The organism is Komarekiella delphini-convector SJRDD-AB1, from assembly GCF_014831675.1.
Lineage (GTDB): Bacteria > Cyanobacteriota > Cyanobacteriia > Cyanobacteriales > Nostocaceae > Komarekiella.
This window is the reverse complement of record NZ_VJXY01000001.1, coordinates 418,817-435,363: the sequence shown is the minus strand read 5'-3', so window position 1 is coordinate 435,363 and position 16,547 is coordinate 418,817. Positions and strand designations below refer to the sequence as shown.

17 protein-coding genes are annotated in these 16,547 nt (G+C 41.5%); 9 read left to right on the top strand and 8 right to left on the bottom strand.

The genetic code is table 11. The features are described from left to right. Positions 1-3: 3 nt before the first annotated feature. Together FNW02_RS01880 and FNW02_RS01875 are read right to left on the bottom strand one after the other, a co-directional pair. A complete protein-coding gene (locus FNW02_RS01880; RefSeq protein ID WP_191755888.1) occupies positions 4-915 on the bottom strand; it encodes a carbohydrate ABC transporter permease in 912 nt (303 codons plus the stop codon). Between the two features lie 141 nt (positions 916-1,056). Further along, positions 1,057-2,307, bottom strand: coding sequence for an ABC transporter substrate-binding protein (locus tag FNW02_RS01875; RefSeq protein ID WP_431356786.1), 1,251 nt, complete (start codon positions 2,305-2,307; stop codon positions 1,057-1,059). A 673-nt stretch (positions 2,308-2,980) separates the two neighbouring features. Between FNW02_RS01875 and FNW02_RS01870 the strand changes: the two genes are divergently transcribed. The 5 genes from FNW02_RS01870 (at position 2,981) to FNW02_RS01850 (ending at position 6,649) form a co-directional block, all read left to right on the top strand. Then, the gene (locus FNW02_RS01870; protein WP_191755886.1) at positions 2,981-3,277 is read left to right on the top strand and encodes a hypothetical protein; all 297 of its coding nucleotides are present in this window, start codon (positions 2,981-2,983) and stop codon (positions 3,275-3,277) included. A gap of 212 nt (positions 3,278-3,489) precedes the next feature. Then, the gene (locus FNW02_RS01865) at positions 3,490-4,614 is read left to right on the top strand and encodes a site-2 protease family protein (RefSeq protein ID WP_191756040.1); all 1,125 of its coding nucleotides are present in this window, start codon (positions 3,490-3,492) and stop codon (positions 4,612-4,614) included. 247 nt (positions 4,615-4,861) lie between these two features. Beyond that, complete coding sequence (locus FNW02_RS01860; RefSeq protein ID WP_191755885.1) at positions 4,862-5,467, top strand: vWA domain-containing protein; 606 nt, start codon at positions 4,862-4,864, stop codon at positions 5,465-5,467. 54 nt (positions 5,468-5,521) lie between these two features. Continuing rightward, complete coding sequence (locus FNW02_RS01855) at positions 5,522-6,127, top strand: vWA domain-containing protein (RefSeq protein ID WP_191755884.1); 606 nt, start codon at positions 5,522-5,524, stop codon at positions 6,125-6,127. Positions 6,128-6,256: 129 nt separating this feature from the next. Beyond that, positions 6,257-6,649, top strand: a complete 393-nt coding sequence (locus FNW02_RS01850) for a salt stress protein, Slr1339 family (protein ID WP_191755883.1) — start codon at positions 6,257-6,259, stop codon at positions 6,647-6,649. Between the two features lie 328 nt (positions 6,650-6,977). Here FNW02_RS01850 and FNW02_RS01845 read toward each other — a convergent pair whose 3' ends face one another. Then, positions 6,978-7,325: a winged helix-turn-helix transcriptional regulator gene (locus FNW02_RS01845; protein ID WP_191755882.1), complete on the bottom strand. Its 348-nt coding sequence runs from the start codon at positions 7,323-7,325 to the stop codon at positions 6,978-6,980. A 287-nt stretch (positions 7,326-7,612) separates the two neighbouring features. Between FNW02_RS01845 and FNW02_RS01840 the strand changes: the two genes are divergently transcribed. Then, on the top strand, positions 7,613-8,236 hold the full coding sequence (locus FNW02_RS01840) for an FMN-dependent NADH-azoreductase (RefSeq protein ID WP_191755881.1): 624 nt from the start codon (positions 7,613-7,615) through the stop codon (positions 8,234-8,236). Between the two features lie 65 nt (positions 8,237-8,301). On the opposite strand, the gene FNW02_RS01835 is transcribed toward FNW02_RS01840, so the two are convergent. Then, positions 8,302-9,045, bottom strand: a complete 744-nt coding sequence (locus FNW02_RS01835) for a response regulator transcription factor (RefSeq protein ID WP_191755880.1) — start codon at positions 9,043-9,045, stop codon at positions 8,302-8,304. 153 nt (positions 9,046-9,198) lie between these two features. On the opposite strand from FNW02_RS01835, the gene FNW02_RS01830 reads away from it, so the two are divergent. Next, a complete protein-coding gene (locus tag FNW02_RS01830) occupies positions 9,199-10,248 on the top strand; it encodes a YheT family hydrolase (protein ID WP_191755879.1) in 1,050 nt (349 codons plus the stop codon). A gap of 88 nt (positions 10,249-10,336) precedes the next feature. On the opposite strand, the gene FNW02_RS01825 is transcribed toward FNW02_RS01830, so the two are convergent. Further along, entirely contained in the window at positions 10,337-10,504 is a 168-nt protein-coding gene (locus tag FNW02_RS01825) for a hypothetical protein (RefSeq protein ID WP_191756058.1), read from the bottom strand. Positions 10,505-10,546: 42 nt separating this feature from the next. Then, positions 10,547-10,813 carry a CBM20 domain-containing protein gene (locus FNW02_RS01820; protein ID WP_191755878.1) on the bottom strand — a complete coding sequence of 89 codons (267 nt, stop codon included), beginning with the start codon at positions 10,811-10,813 and terminating at the stop codon, positions 10,547-10,549. A 383-nt stretch (positions 10,814-11,196) separates the two neighbouring features. Between FNW02_RS01820 and hetI the strand changes: the two genes are divergently transcribed. Continuing rightward, a complete protein-coding gene (gene hetI / locus FNW02_RS01815) occupies positions 11,197-11,916 on the top strand; it encodes a 4'-phosphopantetheinyl transferase HetI (protein ID WP_191755877.1) in 720 nt (239 codons plus the stop codon). A gap of 136 nt (positions 11,917-12,052) precedes the next feature. Here hetI and FNW02_RS01810 read toward each other — a convergent pair whose 3' ends face one another. Both FNW02_RS01810 and FNW02_RS01805 read right to left on the bottom strand, forming a co-directional pair. After that, positions 12,053-12,856, bottom strand: coding sequence for an SDR family NAD(P)-dependent oxidoreductase (locus tag FNW02_RS01810; RefSeq protein WP_191755876.1), 804 nt, complete (start codon positions 12,854-12,856; stop codon positions 12,053-12,055). 836 nt (positions 12,857-13,692) lie between these two features. After that, complete coding sequence (locus FNW02_RS01805) at positions 13,693-14,223, bottom strand: PadR family transcriptional regulator (RefSeq protein ID WP_191755875.1); 531 nt, start codon at positions 14,221-14,223, stop codon at positions 13,693-13,695. A 654-nt stretch (positions 14,224-14,877) separates the two neighbouring features. Between FNW02_RS01805 and FNW02_RS01800 the strand changes: the two genes are divergently transcribed. Then, positions 14,878-16,290 carry an efflux RND transporter periplasmic adaptor subunit gene (locus tag FNW02_RS01800; RefSeq protein WP_191755874.1) on the top strand — a complete coding sequence of 471 codons (1,413 nt, stop codon included), beginning with the start codon at positions 14,878-14,880 and terminating at the stop codon, positions 16,288-16,290. Positions 16,291-16,547: the final 257 nt, after the last annotated feature.

Genomic DNA, 16,547 nt, shown 5'->3' with positions numbered 1-16,547 from the left:
AGGTCAAATGGCTCCTGGTGTTCTGGCACGGTACTTGTTAAGCAAGAAACTAGCGATCGCCACCGCAGCAATTAATATTAGAAATGTTACTACTACAAGAGCTGCTCCATAACCAAAATCTAAGTAACGCATCACCGTGGAGTAAATGTACAGCGACACTACTTCAGTAGCACCACCAGGGCCACCCCCAGTCATCACAGCAATCAAGTCGAAAATTCCGAAAGCTTGAGCAAATCGAAATAGGACTGCAATTAAGATTTGCGGCAGCAGCAGTGGCAGGGTAATATTGCGGAAGCTTTGCCAAGTATTTGCCCCATCGACTGAGTAAGCTTCATAGAGGTCTTTTGATATCGACTGTAAACCAGCTAGCAGCAGAATACTGATAAAGGGTGTAGTTTTCCAAACATCAGCAAAGATCGCTGCGCTCATTGCCAGAGTTGGATCTCCTAACCAGTTAATTCCAGTTTGAATCAATCCCAATCGCAGGAGAATGTCGTTGACAATCCCAAACTGGTCGTTAAAAATCCAAGCCCATGCCAGACCAATCAGAGCAGTAGGCAAAGCCCAAGGTAGAATAGCGGTCGTCCGCACTATGCCCCGTCCAAAAAACGCCTGATTGAGAACTAGGGCAATCCCCAATCCTAGCAACAATTCTGAGAGTACGGATGCTGTTGTGAACACAGTTGTTGCCCATAAACTCTGCCAGAAACGACCATCTCCCGCCATCCGCACATAATTGTCTAAGCCAGAGAATACGGGTTGTAATTCAGTTCCCAAATTCCTGGTAAATACACTTAACCAGAATGCTCGTAAAATCGGATAGGCAAATACAAACAACAACAGCAGCAATGCTGGTGTTAGTAAGATCCAAGCAGTCCGTTGTTCCCGACTTCGGAGTGAATGCAGATTTGTCATTTGTCATTAGTCGTTAGTCATTGGTCATTAGTCATTAGTCAGGAGTTATTTATTCTTCCCCTGCTCCTCTGCCCCTCTGCCCCCTGCCCCCCCTGCTTCTCAGTTCCCAGTCCCCAGTTCCCAGTCCCTAGTCCCCAATCCCTAGTCCCTAGCCACAAGCAGTCGGCGCGTTTCATTGGCAGCAGCTTGCATTGCTCGTTCTGGACTTGTCCTACCGGATAGCGCGGCACTGAGATAACGCTGCAAAATATCCGATGTCTGGGCGTATTGTGCGATGGGCGATCGCAAAACTGCATTGTCTACGACCTCCAATAACTGCGGATAGTGGGGATATTTGGCAACAATCTCTGGATTTGTGAACAAATCTCGGCGACTTGGCACATAGCCTGCACTCAAAATGAATCGGTGCTGTACTTTTTCACTGGTAAAATACTGAATTGCTTTCCAAGCTTCTTCGGGATGTTTAGAAGATTTAGCAATTCCTATACCCCAGCCTCCTAGGCAAGCCGCTCCAGTCTGACCAGGAGCATGAACCATTGGTTTAATTGCAATTTTGCCTTGAATTGGCGAACCTTTTGCTTGGGCTAAAGGCCATGCATAGGGCCAGCTGCGTAAAAACGCCACTTGACCACTTTGGAACAAACGTCGAGTGTCTTCTTCTTGATAAGTCGTAACTCCAGGAGGAGAAACGCCTTCCCTGATAGTACTACGCAAAAACTCAATTGCTCGTAATGTTTCTGGTCGATCTAGTCCTACTTCAAGGGTGTCGGGATTCACCCAGAAGCCACCAAAGCCATCAAGGACTTCCACAAACATCGCTACGAGTCCTTCATATTGGCGTCCCTGCCAAACATAGCCCCAATTCACCTTGTCTTTTTTCTGCAAGGCTTGGGAAATTTGCATCAAATCCTCAAAGGTTTCTGGCGGTTTCAATCCTGCTTCTTTGATTAAATCTTCCCGATAGTAGAGCATTCCCACGTCGGAACGCACGGGAATGCGGTACAGCTTGTTCTGGTAACGTCCGCCTTCTACATCTTTGGGTGAAAATGCTGTCAACTCCTGCTTGGAAATGCGATCGTCTAGGGGTAGCAACCATCCAGCAGCAGCAAACTTGGATGTCCAGATGACATCCATATTCACTAAATCGTAAGGGGATTCACCTAAGATAAAAGATGAGGTATACAGGTCTTCGAGTAAATTTGTGGCATTCGGCCCCTCAACCAAGTTAATGCGAATGCCTGGGTTCTCAGCTTCAAAGTCTCTAATCAAACCCTGCTTCCAAGGTTGAGCATCAGGGGCAGTAATTAACATACTGAGGGTAACTGGTCGCTGCGAGAGTGCTACCCAATTGAACAATATGATACCCAACAGAATTGCTAGAAAAAGCCCCATACGCAAAAAACTTTGTTTTTGGATGAATTTTTGCAGCTTGTTTATTGGGTTTTGGTACAACATTATTATTAATGTAGCGATCGCTAGCTAGTAGGGATAATTATATCTTTATCTACACTTTTTTGATATCGTTCTCTAACTTAGTACGAGTTTGGCGATTAAGCCGCATGTTATAAATAATACCAATTTTGCTATCATCAACTACGACTAAGTTATCTAGTTCAATCCCGTCATGAACCCAATGAGATAGCTGTGGGTTTGACGTCAAGTCGTCCAAAAAGCCTAAATAGCCAAGGATTTTTCTTGATTTCCTTTGGCTTCTACCAGTAATTAATGGCTAACCAAGTATTACTCTCATAGTTGATTTAGCCATGCCATCTTTTGACTGTTCCAACTCAGTTTATCTACGATTTTTCTATCTTTAACTAGATAGTTGCGTGGAGTCAGTAAATAAAAGTTCTGTTTATCTGAAATTACCTCATCTAAATTCCCCCAAAATGGCGCTGCTAACATCAAATCCCGGATGTCTGCGTTTTTTAGTTATAGCAATTCCCAAGCACATGAAATACACCCCACCCACGCTGTCGCGCACCCTCCCCTTAGCAAAGCTACAGTGTACACACAAGTCAGAAAAATCTCATCATCAAAGATTTGCAGTATTGCAATAACGGCGATGCCTACAGATGGCTACGCCTACGCATTTGCTATTTCGGAGAACTCATTTGCTATTTCGGCGAACTCATTTGCTATTTCGGAGAACTCATTTGCTATTTCGGAGAACTCATTTGCTATTTCGGAGAACTCATTTGCTATTTCGGAGAACTCATTTGCTATTTTGGCGAACTCATTTGCTATTTCGGAGAACTCATTTGCTATTTTGGCGAACTCATTTGCTATTTCGGAGAACTCATTTGCTATTTTGGCGATGCCTACGGCTGGCTACGCCTACGCATTTGTGTGTACACCGTAGCCTTAGCAAGGGGAGGGTTAGGGAGGAGTGATTTTGTAGCTCACCGGAGTTGGAAACGCTATAAGATTCCCCAAAAATTAACAATAACCGCACCTTTACGGACGGACACCACTACAGCTACCAAGATTAAAACCTCTTAACATTTCGTTACACTAAAGACATCGAGACAGACGAAAGTCAACATCTCGCAGATGAAAACAAAGGTGAACGACATGAATGGCACAATTCGCGTTGGTAATCTCTTCGGCATTCCCTTCTATATCCATCCATCATGGTTTTTAGTTCTGGGTTTGGTAACTTGGAGCTATAGCAGTGGACTGGCGGCGCAATTTCCCTTAATATCCGGGGGATTAGCTGTACTATTAGGATTGATGACAGCGCTATTGTTATTTGCCTCTGTCGTCGCCCACGAATTAGGACACAGTTTCGTCGCCATTCGCCAGGGAATTGATGTCAAATCAATTACACTGTTCATATTTGGCGGTTTGGCCAGCTTAGAGAAAGAGTCGAAAACTCCAGCAGAAGCTTTTTGGGTGGCGATCGCCGGGCCTTTAGTTAGCCTACTACTATTTGGAAGTATTACAGCAGTTGGTTTTGCTACTGCTGCATCCGGGCCATTGGCTGCAATTATCGGCGTTTTGGCTTCTGTTAACCTCGCATTAGCACTATTTAACCTGATTCCTGGCTTGCCATTAGATGGCGGTAATATCCTCAAGGCTGCTGTATGGAAAGTTACAGGTAATCCTTACAAAGGTGTAGTTTTCGCCAGTCGAGTTGGACAAATCTTTGGTTGGGTAGCGGTTCTTTCCGGTGTACTTCCACTACTCTTATTTGGCAGCTTCGGTAATTTTTGGAACTTATTAATTGGTTTCTTCTTGTTGCAAAATGCTGGTAATGCGGCGCAATTTGCCAGAGTCCAGGAAAAACTTACAGGCTTAACAGCTGAAGATGCTGTAACACTCAATAGCCCAGTTGTATCAGCTAATCTTACCCTAAGAGAGTTTGCCGATGAGCAGCTTGTGAGTGGACAAAACTGGCGGCGGTTTTTGGTGACTGATGATGGGGGACAATTAGTAGGTGCGATCGCAGTTGATAATATGCGTTCTATCCCGACAGCAATGTGGTCAGAAACTCAAGTTAGAGAAGTAATGCAACCAATTGCTCAATCTACCACAGTCCAATCTGATCAACCACTTTTGGAAGTCGTACAGCTACTCGAACAACAAAAGCTATCTGCGCTTCCCGTAATTCGTAACAACGGCGTGCTAGTGGGAATTTTAGAAAAAGCAGCGGTTATCCAGTTACTCCAAAGCAGAACTCAACCCAATCCTGCATAGTTATTTCATCAGAAAATACTCTTCTCAACCTCCCTCAGAATTTCTGAGGGAATTTTTTTATAACATCATGCTGAATTCCAAGTGTCGTAGGGCATTGCCGCGGGTGCAGAAAATGTGATTATGCTAAAAATACTGACTAAGCTATCTGTTTTAAGTAACAAAAGCCGTTAAGAAGCTTGAATAGCCAACTACCTCTAGGGAACCCTAGACTAGACTAGTACCACAGGGTAACAATCAAAGGAATAATATGATGAGCGATCGCGACTATACATTAATCATTGACAAAAGTGGCAGTATGTCCACCCCTGATCAAGTAGGTGGTAGAAGTAGATGGGAGATAGCCCAAGAGTCTACTCTGGCTTTAGCAAGAAAATGCGAACAGTTTGACCCAGATGGCATCACTGTTTACGTGTTTTCCGGTAGATTTAAACGCTACGATGATGTCACCTCAGCCAAAGTAGCGCAGATATTTTTGGAAAATGACCCTGCTGGTACGACAAACTTAGCAAGTGTACTTCAAGATGCTCTCAATAATTACTTTAAACGCAAAGCAGCTGGTCAAACCAAACCCAATGGCGAGACAATTTTAGTAATTACCGATGGTGAACCAGACGATCGCAAAGCAGTATTTGAAGTCATAATTCAAGCCACTCGCCAAATGGAGCGTGATGAAGAATTGGGAATTTCTATGATTCAAGTCGGTTCAGATTCTCAGGCTACTAAGTTTCTCAAAGCTTTGGATGACCAGTTGCAAAGTGTTGGCGCTAAATTTGATATTTGCGACACAGTGACTTTAGACGATTTAGAAGACATGAGTCTGGCAGATGTATTAATGAACGCAATAACGGACTAATGCGTCGATAGCCTAAAGGTTTTGACTTTTGACTCTTAATTGGAGAATTGAATAATGCTAGAAAATCGTGATTACACCTTGATTATTGACAAAAGCGGCAGCATGGCCACACCAGATCAAAAGGGTGGTAGAAGCCGATGGGTAGCAGCACAGGAATCTACCTTAGCTTTAGCTAGTAAGTGTGAGCAATTTGATCCAGATGGCATCACTATTTATGTATTTTCAGGTAAATTCAAGCGTTATGAAAATGTCACATCAGCTAAAGTATCACAAATTTTCCAAGAAAATGACCCCTCTGGTACTACTGATTTGGCGGGGGTATTGAAACACGCAACTGATGACTACTTTCAACGCAAAACATCTGGTCAAACTAAGCCAAATGGTGAAACTATTTTAGTAGTTACTGATGGTGAACCAGATGATCGCAAAGCTGTAATGAGGGTAATTATTGAAGCTTCTCGTCGTATGGATCGAGATGAAGAATTAGGCATTTCCTTTATTCAAGTTGGTACAGATCAGCAAGCTACCCGCTTTCTCAAAGTTTTGGACGATGAGCTTCAAAGTGCTGGTGCTAAGTTTGATATCTGTGACACTATTACTATGGAAGATATGGAAGATTTAAGTTTATCAGAAGTGCTGCTTAATGCTATTAATGACTAGCAACGCTTGCGAAGTTAAAAAATTAAAAAGGTCAAAAATCCTTGTTTTATTGGCTTCTAATATCTTGTCGGTCAGTATGTTGATTTCCGCTATAACGTACTAGCTATACTGTTTATAGGACTTGCAACAATGGATTCTATTGATGAACTGTTAGCTCAACTCAAAGCTGAGTACGAAGAAGTACAACCTAAACAGCAGCAACCAAAGTCAAACATAGCCAAGTCGTTTATCCAACCGTCAAAAAAGTCGGCATCTTTAATAGATAATCTTTTAGCAGAAGTCAAGGCCAATTTTGCAGAGCAAGATGCTGCTGAGGAGTTAAAAAGGCAACAAGAACTAGAACAAGAACGAATTCAACAAGAAAAACTCAAAGCTAAACAAATAGAAGCTCTGAGAGTACAGGCAAAAGAATGGTTAACTAAATTAGATCCTTTTTCATCTGAAGGACTTTGGTTTGAAAGGTTTGCTGAAAGATATTCCTCAAAATTAGAAGCGGCGATTGAATATTTGCAAAATAACTAATAAACTCAAAATTAATTTTGAGTAATTCCGAATTTTTAATTTACTGTTTGCGTAGCATCTTTATAGAAGAAGGTTGAACCATTAAGCATTTTCAGGGCTTGCTGAATATGAGTATGAAAGTCAAAAATTGCATCTCTCATAGGACTATACATTTCAAGGTAGGCAAAAATCCAAACAAGTTTACATAATTTCGGACTTTTTATCTTCGTGTCTTCTCTGCGAGACGCTCCGCGAACGTGTCTTGATGGTTAAAAAATTGACTTTTGAACCACCAAGATACTAAAACACCAAGAAAAATACATTACACCTTAAAAAGCAACGCTCATTTTTAACTTAAATGTGATTTATTTGAGCTGTAATGTTTAATAGCCCATTCATGCATTGCATAAAGAATTGGTTGCAAACTTTCTCCCAAAGAAGTTAATGAATATTCCACTTTGGGTGGGATTTGAGGATAAACTTCTCGATGAATAATACCATCTTCCTCCATTTCTCTAAGTTGCTGGGTCAGCATTTTTTGAGTAATTCCGGGTAAGGCTCGCTGCAATTCGCCAAACCGTTTTACGTTGGTCATTAATTCTCTAATAATCAAAACCTTCCAGCGTCCGCCAATCACCTTTAGCGTGGTTTCCACTTCACAATTCAGCCTGCTATGGTTTTCTGCTTCAGCTTTCATAGTTACTTTTTAGTAAGTATCTTACTTTTCAGTGCCTACTTCTCATATTAGCTATACATAGTTTAAAGTCAACTCGGCAGTGTTTTATAAAAAGGCGTCAGGAAAACCCATTCCTTCTCGGTAGGTGATGAAAGACGCCCCGACGCCGTTGACGGTTAACAGTTAACAGTCAACTGTCAACAATCTTTCGTGTTATCCCATCCCCTTTTAGGGGTGGGATGAACTTAAAATTTGACCTCAACACTGTTAAAGACTTGTAGGAGCGATTTTTTGTAGGAAATTTATTTATGACAAATATTCTCCATATTGATTCTAGTCCGCGTGGTGAGCGTTCTCATTCACGCACACTTACCCATAAATTTGTCACAGAATGGCAAACCGTTCATCCTGAAAGCTCAGTAAGCTATCGAGACTTAGGTCACAATCCTGTTCCTCATGTAGATGAATCATGGATTGCTGCTGCTTTTACACCACCGCAGGCACACACACCTGAATTAGCAGAGGCAATTCAGGTGTCTGATGCTTTAGTTGATGAGTTTCTTGCAGCTGACCGCTACGTCTTCGGTATACCGATGTACAACTTTAATATACCTTCTACCTTCAAGGCTTACATTGACCAAATTGTTCGTGTTGGTCGCACCTTCGCTGTTACAGCGCAAGGGAATTTTCAAGGGTTGGTTGAAGGGAAAAAGTTGTTAGTGATCACGGCTCGTGGTGGTAGCTTTACAAATGGAAGTCCCGCAGCTCCTTATGATTATCAAGAACCCTATCTGAGAGCGATTTTTGGCTTTATTGGCATTACAGACGTTTCTTTCATTCATCTGGAAAACCTCAATGCGGGTGAGGCTGCTCGTGAACAGTCTTTCGCTCAAGCTCAAAAGGCGATCGCTCAAGCAGTAACTAACTGGTAATCTTAATACCTGTTACTAATTGACTGGCACTCAGGGAATTTTTCCAGAACAGAGTGCCAAATCGTTTACTCAACCACTGATGTGGAAGCTCCCTCAGCTGATGGAGGTACACCGGGTAACTCTAGACAATATCCCGCGCCATATACAGTTTTAATATAACGAGGATGGCGGGGATCTGGTTCTAACTTAGTTCTCAAGTGGCGGATATGCACCCGAATTGTTTCAATGTCATCATCTGGATCGTAACCCCAAACTTCTCTAAGGATTTCACTGGGGGAAACTGTCTGACCGTGGCGTTGAAGCAAGCAGTGAAGTAGCTCAAATTCCAAGTGAGTCAATTTCACTGTCTCATTGAACCATATCGCCTCAAATCTTTCGGGAACGAGGGTGAGTGATCCATAGTTAAGAATTTCACTATGCTTGGCTGCTTGGGGAATGCGGTCAGTACGCCGCAATAGTGCTCGTACCCGCGCCAGCATTTCTTCAACTTCAAAGGGTTTGGTAAGGTAGTCATCTGCGCCAGCATTGAAGCCTTCTACCTTATCCTGAGTTTGGCTTAGAGCCGTCAACATTAACACGGGAATTTCTGCGGTGCGATCGTCCCGACGCAGGCGTTGACAAACGGTAAATCCATCTACTCTTGGCAACATTAGATCGAGCATGATCAAGTCTGGTTGTAGCTGGAGAGCCAATGCCTGACCTTTGATGCCGTCTTCAGCTTGACTAACATCGTAGCCGGCCATTTCTAAGTTGACGGCAACGAGTTCTGAAATTGCTGGGTCATCGTCTATGACTAGAATCCTCGGCATCTTAAAAAATTATTACTACTTATTAAGGATAAAGAAGAACCTTTGGTAGATACAAAGATTTCTGCACAGATTATAAAAAAGTTTTAAAATCTAACATAAATCTTAAGATGAAAGAATTGTGAAATCAAGACTAAATTACAGGAAAATCTAGCTATGATGTGTCACCCTCCCTACAAACCGCCTAAGTTTTTGCAAAACGGGGTGGCAATGACTGTTTACACGGCTTTGTGGGGAAAAAGATCCTGGGACATTAATCGATATCCTGAGCCGTTATACCATAAAAAAATCTTTACGGGTGGGCAAGATGTACCAATTTTTGGTTGGGTTGCCATCCCTGAAAATGCTCATAGCACAATTGTGGGTACTTATGGCATCACAGGTGAGCTAGAGACGGAATGGTCTTTGAAGCTTCTAGGACAAAAGGCATACGCTCAAGGCTACGCTGTAGTGTTATTTGATTGGCGTGCTCACGGCAAAACTGCTGAATTATCCCCGACTTTGACTTCTGATGGGTTGTACGAGGGTGAAGATTTTGTTCGCATTGCAGCAGCAGCAGCAGAAATGGGATGTCCGAAAAAGTTTTGGTTCACAGGGTTTTCTTTAGGGGGACAATTAGCGTTGTGGGGGGTGAAAACTGCTGCGGTACTAACTAGAAACGATGAGTATTTTGGGCTAAAAAACAGCGATATTGCTGGTGGTGCAGTGATTTGCCCAAGTTTGGATTCTTTGCGATCGCTATCTTATTTAGTCAAGAGGCCTCTTGGCAAATATTTAGAAGCTGGGATTGCACGGAATTTGAAAAAACTAGCATGGCGAATACATGATGCTCATCCTGGAACCATTGACCCAGCGGCAATTGAAAGAGCAAACAGCATTTGGGATTTTGATAAGGAACTGGTAATTAACCGACTGGGTTTTGCTTCTGTAGAAGCATATTATCAAGCTAGTAGCGCCCTGCAAATACTGCCGCAGATCTCAAAACCGACCTTGATTGTATACGCTGCTGATGACCCACTTTTTCACCCAGCTATCATACCTGATTTAGAAGCTGCCTGTGCTAGCAATCCTGTAATAGATTTGTTGCTGACTCGTTACGGGGGTCATGTTGGCTATTTGAGCAGCAAAGAGTGCCAGCGTCAAGCAAAAGACCCTGACCCTTGGTGGGCATGGAATCGAGTTTTACAATGGTTGGAGGAGCAGTAAACAAAGTAACAAAGGTTCTAAAGTTCCTGATTCAATCATCTAACCAGATGCAGCTATCATTGCACAGAAGATGGCGTTGATTCAGACGCTACCACAACATTATTGGTAAACCAGCAATGACAGAAGCAATACTTGTCCAGAGAGTAAAGCGCTCAATATCTACTTCATCTAAAGCAACGCTCATTTGCTTGATTGCTAATAGCAGCGCTGCTAGTAGGAGTACAAAAAAGGCAACATAGCCCAAATTTATCATCATTTATCCTCATTATCTTTACAAGGAAATAACCCTAATAGGTTTTTAGCAAGCTTTGGCAAGGGTTTTTTGTTGCAGATTTAGCACTTTCTGAGAAAAACTATTGAGCGGTGAAGAGATATCTACCTCAGATAACCAAATCATAGTTTCATAACCAACCCGGCCCATTTCTGGTGGCCCCATAGGCATTTCCACCAAAGAGTCCCAGCTATCTGACTCAAATCGATAGTTTTTGACGACGCCTTTCCCACCAATAAAACTTACTATCTGACCTTCACGAAACTTAGGTACTGCCAAAAAACTTGCAGACATTCCTTGTAATTCCTCTGAGTAATACAGTCATAACTAATGTTGTAGCTAAAAGAAAATTTGCTATTCTCTGTCAAGAGTTTTAACGTACTCTCTTTCAGAGGTTTCAACATCAAATTGGGGATCGTACATCTAGAGTAATAAGGAGGCAGGTATATTTGGAGTCATAAATCATAACATTAGACTCACTGAAGCGATCGCGGCTAATTATATATAACCCAGTATTAAGTAGTGACGCTTACATTTAAACTTAATATTTGTCATTAGTTATTAGTCCTTTGTAAATACAAATGACTAATGACGGTCTTTAGGAGAAAATGCAACATGTAGGCGCGTTAGCTTATAACAGCTGCTTCTATTTATCCCTCCCTTGACTTTCTGACTTAATGACTGCACTTAATCATCTCTGGCTACCTGCACCGACAGATTTAACTTTGTTACCAAATGATGTTCATGTTTGGCAAATAGACCTTGACCAACCAGAACAACAGCTACAATATTTGGCTGCAACTCTGTCCAGTGACGAAATTGCTCGAGCTGAGCGGTTCTATTTTCAAAAGCATCGGCAACGTTTTATCGCTGGGCGCGGTATCTTGCGAACTATATTAGGTCGCTACTTGAGTATAGAGCCGCAAAAGATCCGATTTGATTATCAATTGCGAGGTAAACCAGTATTAGCGGATACATTTGCTGATAGTGGACTGGTGTTTAATTTGTCTCATTCCCAGAACTTAGGTTTATTTGGAGTGAATTGCACTCGTCAAATTGGTGTTGATTTAGAGTATATTCGCCCGGTTTCTGACTTAGAATCTCTTGCCAAACGCTTCTTTTTAGCTAGAGAATATGCTGTATTGCGATCGCTATCTCCCAACCAACAGCAAGAGGTATTTTTTCGTTACTGGACTTGCAAAGAAGCTTATTTAAAGGCAACTGGAGATGGATTAGTTGGGCTAGAGCACATTGAAGTATTACTAACTCCCACAGAACCAGCCACATTACAAACGTCTGAAGACTGGGGTCTTGTTGAACTAGTACCTGCTAAAGATTATGTTGCGGCGGTGGCTGTTGCAGGTTTAGATTGGCATTTAAAATGCTGGCAATATTGATTAGACTTGTCTTGAGAATGGGGACTGGGGATTGGGGAAGAATAAATATTATCTCCTGCCTCTTGACCCTTGTACAGACGCGATTAATCGCGTCTCTTGACCCTTGTACAGACGCGATTAATCGCGTCTACTCTTGCTATTTATTTTCTTGCATACTTCTGACAATTTTTGTCACCTGTTTTCTGGGTATAAATCTGACACTTTTAGCGAGTATTTTATTTATAAAACCAGGAATAACAACTGTTTTACCGCGCATTAAGGCGTGATAACCAATTTTAGCTACTGTTTCTGCATCCATCATCTTCTTACCCTTGAGCAGCTTAGAGCCTGCCATCCCTGTTCTTTCATGAAAGGCAGATTCGGTTGAGCCTGGGCAAAGAACTGTCACGGTGACACCTGTACCTTCTAATTCATTTGCGATCGCTTCTGAAAACGATAAAATATAGGCTTTAGTAGCAAAATAAACTGCCATTAAAGGCCCTGGTTGAAAAGCAGCAGCGGAGGCAACGTTTAAGATTTTGCCATCACCTTGCTTTACCATATCCTTGAGAAATAACTTAGTTAAATGAGTCAGACACACCAAATTTACCTGGAGCATTTCCAATTCAGTGGTCAGATTTGTTTCATTAAATAATCCGTAAGTCCCAAATCCAGCATTATTCACTAGCACATCAATTTTGATCGTTGCTTTTTGTAACTCAGTGAAAATTTCTTCGGGAGATGTTGATATAGATAAATCCTTGATAATAGGTTTGATGAAAATGCCAAATTCTTCTTGGAATTTAGACACCATCTCTATGAGTTTTATTTCGTTTCTGTCTACTACTACAAGATCATAATCATGAGCGGCAAAAAGGCGTGCTAATTGGTAGCCAATGCCACTAGCTGCCCCAGTAATAAGAGCAGTTGGTTTACACTGACTTTGGTGTATTGTATTCATGTCATAAAGTTGGTGAATTCAACTTGATTAAGCTGTGTTGCATTGACATTTACAGTGGCGATCGCTTGCCTAAAATCAAGTAAATTAAATGACTAAAGCTACAAGAAACATCTTGAGTCTTTAGCTTTTTAAATGCTTGTGTAGTGCATTGGTAGAGAGCTTGATAACTGTAGCAGTGGAAAGCTAAATTTAGGACTTACGCATTGTAAAACTTAAGCATCAATGCACTTAGTTCCTTTCAAACTGCTAATTGACCACTCTATAATACATGTAGTCTGTTAGACAGAAAAGCATATAAAAGTCAAGCTTTCGTGTCTAACAACTACCATTGTATACTCGATTTTTTATCTCAATGTGTAAGTTCTAAAAATTTATTTTTAAAACCACGACAGATTAGGGTAATTATATTGCCACTACTGGTTTTGATATTTTTAACTGATTTCTGAGTTGCTGATTTCTGAGTAAAGAATGAAGAAATGTTGGATATATTCTTTGATTACTCAGTATTCAGCACTTATACCTAAATAACATAACTAAGCTAACGCGCGTCTAAATTGCATAACTACTCTTTGTAGTTGTTAACTGTTAACTGTTGACAGTTAACGGTTAACAGTCAAGCTAATGTCGAGGTAATGTGCAATTTAAATGCATAACAGCTTACAGCTATTTTTAGGTAAATGTACCACGTTTTTTTGATCTCACGTAGAGGCGCAGCGAAAAGTCGGAGCGCCGGCTTCCGGCGATTTGAACTTTTCAAGGCAGAGCCACACAGAGAAATCAAGAGTGTGGTCTAAAAACATGAAAATCGCTGTAAAACACCGATTGACACGCTTGTACTATCCACTTACCGTTTGCGTAATCGATGTTTGCTCTCTAGCAAGTTGTTCGGTTAGCCACTGTATTTCACTTTGAAGAAACGCTGTATACCTTTGCCACGCCGCCGTTTGATAGGGGTCGGGTGGGAGTGGTTCCATTTCTTGGCTTTCCAAGCGCAGCCGACAAACCATTAAACGATGTTCCAGTAACTTGAGCCGTTCTTTGGGTTCTAGAGAACTAAAAAAGAAAAACTTGATCATAAAGCGCGAACGAGCGTGTACCCAGCTTTCATGGGGGTGTTCTAGCATCTCTCTTTTCCAACGCTCTCGCCCTAGCTCAGTAATTCTGTAAACTTTACGAGTTTGACCCCCATCTGCACCCTCAACTAACACAGAAATTGCTCCTTGTTCTTCCAGTCGCTTCAACAGAGGGTAAATCGCACCGTAGTTGACGCTGATGCAACCGCTCATGAACAGTTCTATTTGCTGCTTTAGGCGATATCCATGTAGGGGTTCACGTAGCAGTAAACCTAAAGTTGCTAACTCAAGCATTTATATCAAACTGATGTATCTATATAGTATCATATTAATTTGTAGTCACATTTTGCACTTAACTGTGAGTACACCCTCAACCAAAGTTCAGGGCTTCATAGCCAAAGTTCGCTAAAACGGACTGAAATACATATTAAGTCAGTTAAAGCTGACTTGGAGTTATGAGCCAAGAATTTATTTCTTGATGGACGAAAAGCTAGATGCAAGATATTTAGTATATAAACACCAGCTAACTTACCAAGAAAAGTTAAAAAATTAATTTGAGGAGTATTGAAGGGTATTGCTTAATTTACCTGACCAAACACTGCTTAATAAAGTTGTGTTCAGTAGAAGATTGTCTTGATTTAATAACTTCTCAGATATGTCTTTGTAAGATTGAAAAGGTTATTAAAATTTAAAATATCTACCTATAGGAGAAGTTACAAATTACGAGTAAAAAGGCTTTAATAAGATATTAAAACAATTAAACATCAAGCTCAAACACCTATACAAAAATCTCAGGAGATATGAATTAACAATAATAAATCATTAGATGTTTATAGTGATTTTCTATGAGAGGACAAATAAAGTGAAATTAAAATGTCATTAAAAGCATCTGTTGATTGCTCATTTTTCCTGTTTAAAGGAGATTATCCAATTAGGTAGTTACGCATTATGAAAAACTCAGAATCTTTCGAGGAAACAAAGCAGATAAGAGCGGGTAAAGATGACAGCGATGATCAGCGCTCTAACGTGGCAGTTATATCGGAAGATACTGACACGGTAGATGAAGTTAATACTGATGCTTCGCAAGAATCTGAACAAAAATACTCATCATCAAAAAAACGGAAGTGGCTGCTGGTTTTAGGGGCGATCGCGCTGCTAGCTGGCGGAGGTATTGGTTGGCGTTGGTGGCACAGCAATGCTCAAACGCAAACACCAGCAGGTCAAAGTCAAACACAAGCGATACCTGTAAAAATATCTCCAGTGGCGACAGGAACAATTAGAGAAAGTTCGGAGTTTGTCGCCAACTTAGAGTCACGCCGAGCAGTCACTCTTGTGCCTCAAATTCAGGGTCGAGTATCCCAGATTTTTGTTAGACCAGGGGATGAGGTGAAACCTGGTACGCCGATTCTTCAAATCAATCCTGATGAACAACAAGCAGCAGTTAGTAGTGCTAGTGCCAGTATTGCAGCGGCACAAGCTGAAGTCAAAAATGCGAGAGCAACACTCAGTTCTCTAGAAGCTGAGCGGGTTTCCAACCAATCTCAGTCAAGATTAAGCCAACAGCAATACGAAAGATACTCTCGTCTAGCAACAGAAGGAGCAGTATCACGAGATACTAGAGATCAATATTTCAATCAACTCCAAGCAGCTAACTCCAGCCTTGCTGCGATCAATCAGCGGATTGAAGCTCAGCGAGCTGTTGTAGCCCAGGCTGAAAAAGCTGTGCAGCAAGCACAAGCGAATACAAAGCAAGCACAAGTTCAACTTCAGTACTTCCAATTGAAAGCACCTTTTGCGGGAACTGTTGGTAATATTCCAGTTAAGCTAGGAGACTTTGTTAATACTTCTACTCAACTAACAACCATTACTCAAAATCAACCCTTAGAAGTAAATATTTCTCTGCCCTTACAGCAGGCTACTAGAGTGCGTGAAGGTACTCCAGTAGAGCTAATTAACTCACAGGATCAGGTAGTTGGTACTAGTAAAGTATTCTTCATTTCTCCTCAGACTGCTGATGAAACTCAATCTGTACTAATTAAAGCCCTATTTGACAATACTAAAGGTCAACTGCGGGCTAATTCATACGTGCAAGCAAGAGTCATTTGGCAAGAGCGTCCTGGGGTTCTCATTCCAACTGAGGCAATCTCTCGCGTGGGAGGGCAAACTTTTGTTTATGTAGCTGAACAAGCAGAAACTCAGCAAGAAAAACCTCAACTGGTAGCTAGACAAAAGCCAGTTAAGCTAGGCAACATCCAAGGTAATAGTTATCAAGTACTCGAAGGATTAAAAGCAGGAGAAAGAATCATCGTCACAGGTTTGCTTAACCTGAGAAATAATGCTCCTATTACCCCAGAATCGTAGGGTAAATAGTATTAGACTTCTTGCAAAAATCGGTTTTTCGTGAGGAAAAAGTCAGAATTCAGCAGTCAGGAAACAGAATTTTCTGACTTCTGACTGCTGCTTTTTAAATTCCAGGACTTACGCAGAATCAGGAAAAAATAACTGCAAAGGACGCAGCGAGAAGTCTGAGCAGAGCGCAAAGTCTGAGCGGAGGTTTCCTCCGATCAGAACTTTGTAAGAGAGGTTTCCTCCGCTCAGAACTTCTCAAGACAAAGGAC

Excerpts from the sequence above, each read along its gene's own strand:
- FNW02_RS01800 (WP_191755874.1), top strand. The coding sequence starts at position 14,878 with ATGAAAAACTCAGAATCTTTCGAGGAAACAAAGCAGATAAGAGCGGGT.
- FNW02_RS01825 (WP_191756058.1), bottom strand. The coding sequence starts at position 10,504 with ATGATGATAAATTTGGGCTATGTTGCCTTTTTTGTACTCCTACTAGCA.
- FNW02_RS01840 (WP_191755881.1), top strand. The coding sequence starts at position 7,613 with ATGACAAATATTCTCCATATTGATTCTAGTCCGCGTGGTGAGCGTTCT.
- FNW02_RS01860 (WP_191755885.1), top strand. The coding sequence starts at position 4,862 with ATGATGAGCGATCGCGACTATACATTAATCATTGACAAAAGTGGCAGT.
- FNW02_RS01865 (WP_191756040.1), top strand. The coding sequence starts at position 3,490 with ATGAATGGCACAATTCGCGTTGGTAATCTCTTCGGCATTCCCTTCTAT.
- FNW02_RS01875 (WP_431356786.1), bottom strand. The coding sequence starts at position 2,307 with ATGGGGCTTTTTCTAGCAATTCTGTTGGGTATCATATTGTTCAATTGG.
- FNW02_RS01850 (WP_191755883.1), top strand. The coding sequence starts at position 6,257 with ATGGATTCTATTGATGAACTGTTAGCTCAACTCAAAGCTGAGTACGAA.
- FNW02_RS01820 (WP_191755878.1), bottom strand. The coding sequence starts at position 10,813 with ATGTCTGCAAGTTTTTTGGCAGTACCTAAGTTTCGTGAAGGTCAGATA.
- FNW02_RS01870 (WP_191755886.1), top strand. The coding sequence starts at position 2,981 with ATGCCTACAGATGGCTACGCCTACGCATTTGCTATTTCGGAGAACTCA.
- FNW02_RS01805 (WP_191755875.1), bottom strand. The coding sequence starts at position 14,223 with ATGCTTGAGTTAGCAACTTTAGGTTTACTGCTACGTGAACCCCTACAT.
- FNW02_RS01880 (WP_191755888.1), bottom strand. The coding sequence starts at position 915 with ATGACAAATCTGCATTCACTCCGAAGTCGGGAACAACGGACTGCTTGG.
- FNW02_RS01855 (WP_191755884.1), top strand. The coding sequence starts at position 5,522 with ATGCTAGAAAATCGTGATTACACCTTGATTATTGACAAAAGCGGCAGC.
- FNW02_RS01810 (WP_191755876.1), bottom strand. The coding sequence starts at position 12,856 with ATGAATACAATACACCAAAGTCAGTGTAAACCAACTGCTCTTATTACT.
- hetI (WP_191755877.1), top strand. The coding sequence starts at position 11,197 with ATGACTGCACTTAATCATCTCTGGCTACCTGCACCGACAGATTTAACT.
- FNW02_RS01830 (WP_191755879.1), top strand. The coding sequence starts at position 9,199 with ATGATGTGTCACCCTCCCTACAAACCGCCTAAGTTTTTGCAAAACGGG.
- FNW02_RS01845 (WP_191755882.1), bottom strand. The coding sequence starts at position 7,325 with ATGAAAGCTGAAGCAGAAAACCATAGCAGGCTGAATTGTGAAGTGGAA.
- FNW02_RS01835 (WP_191755880.1), bottom strand. The coding sequence starts at position 9,045 with ATGCCGAGGATTCTAGTCATAGACGATGACCCAGCAATTTCAGAACTC.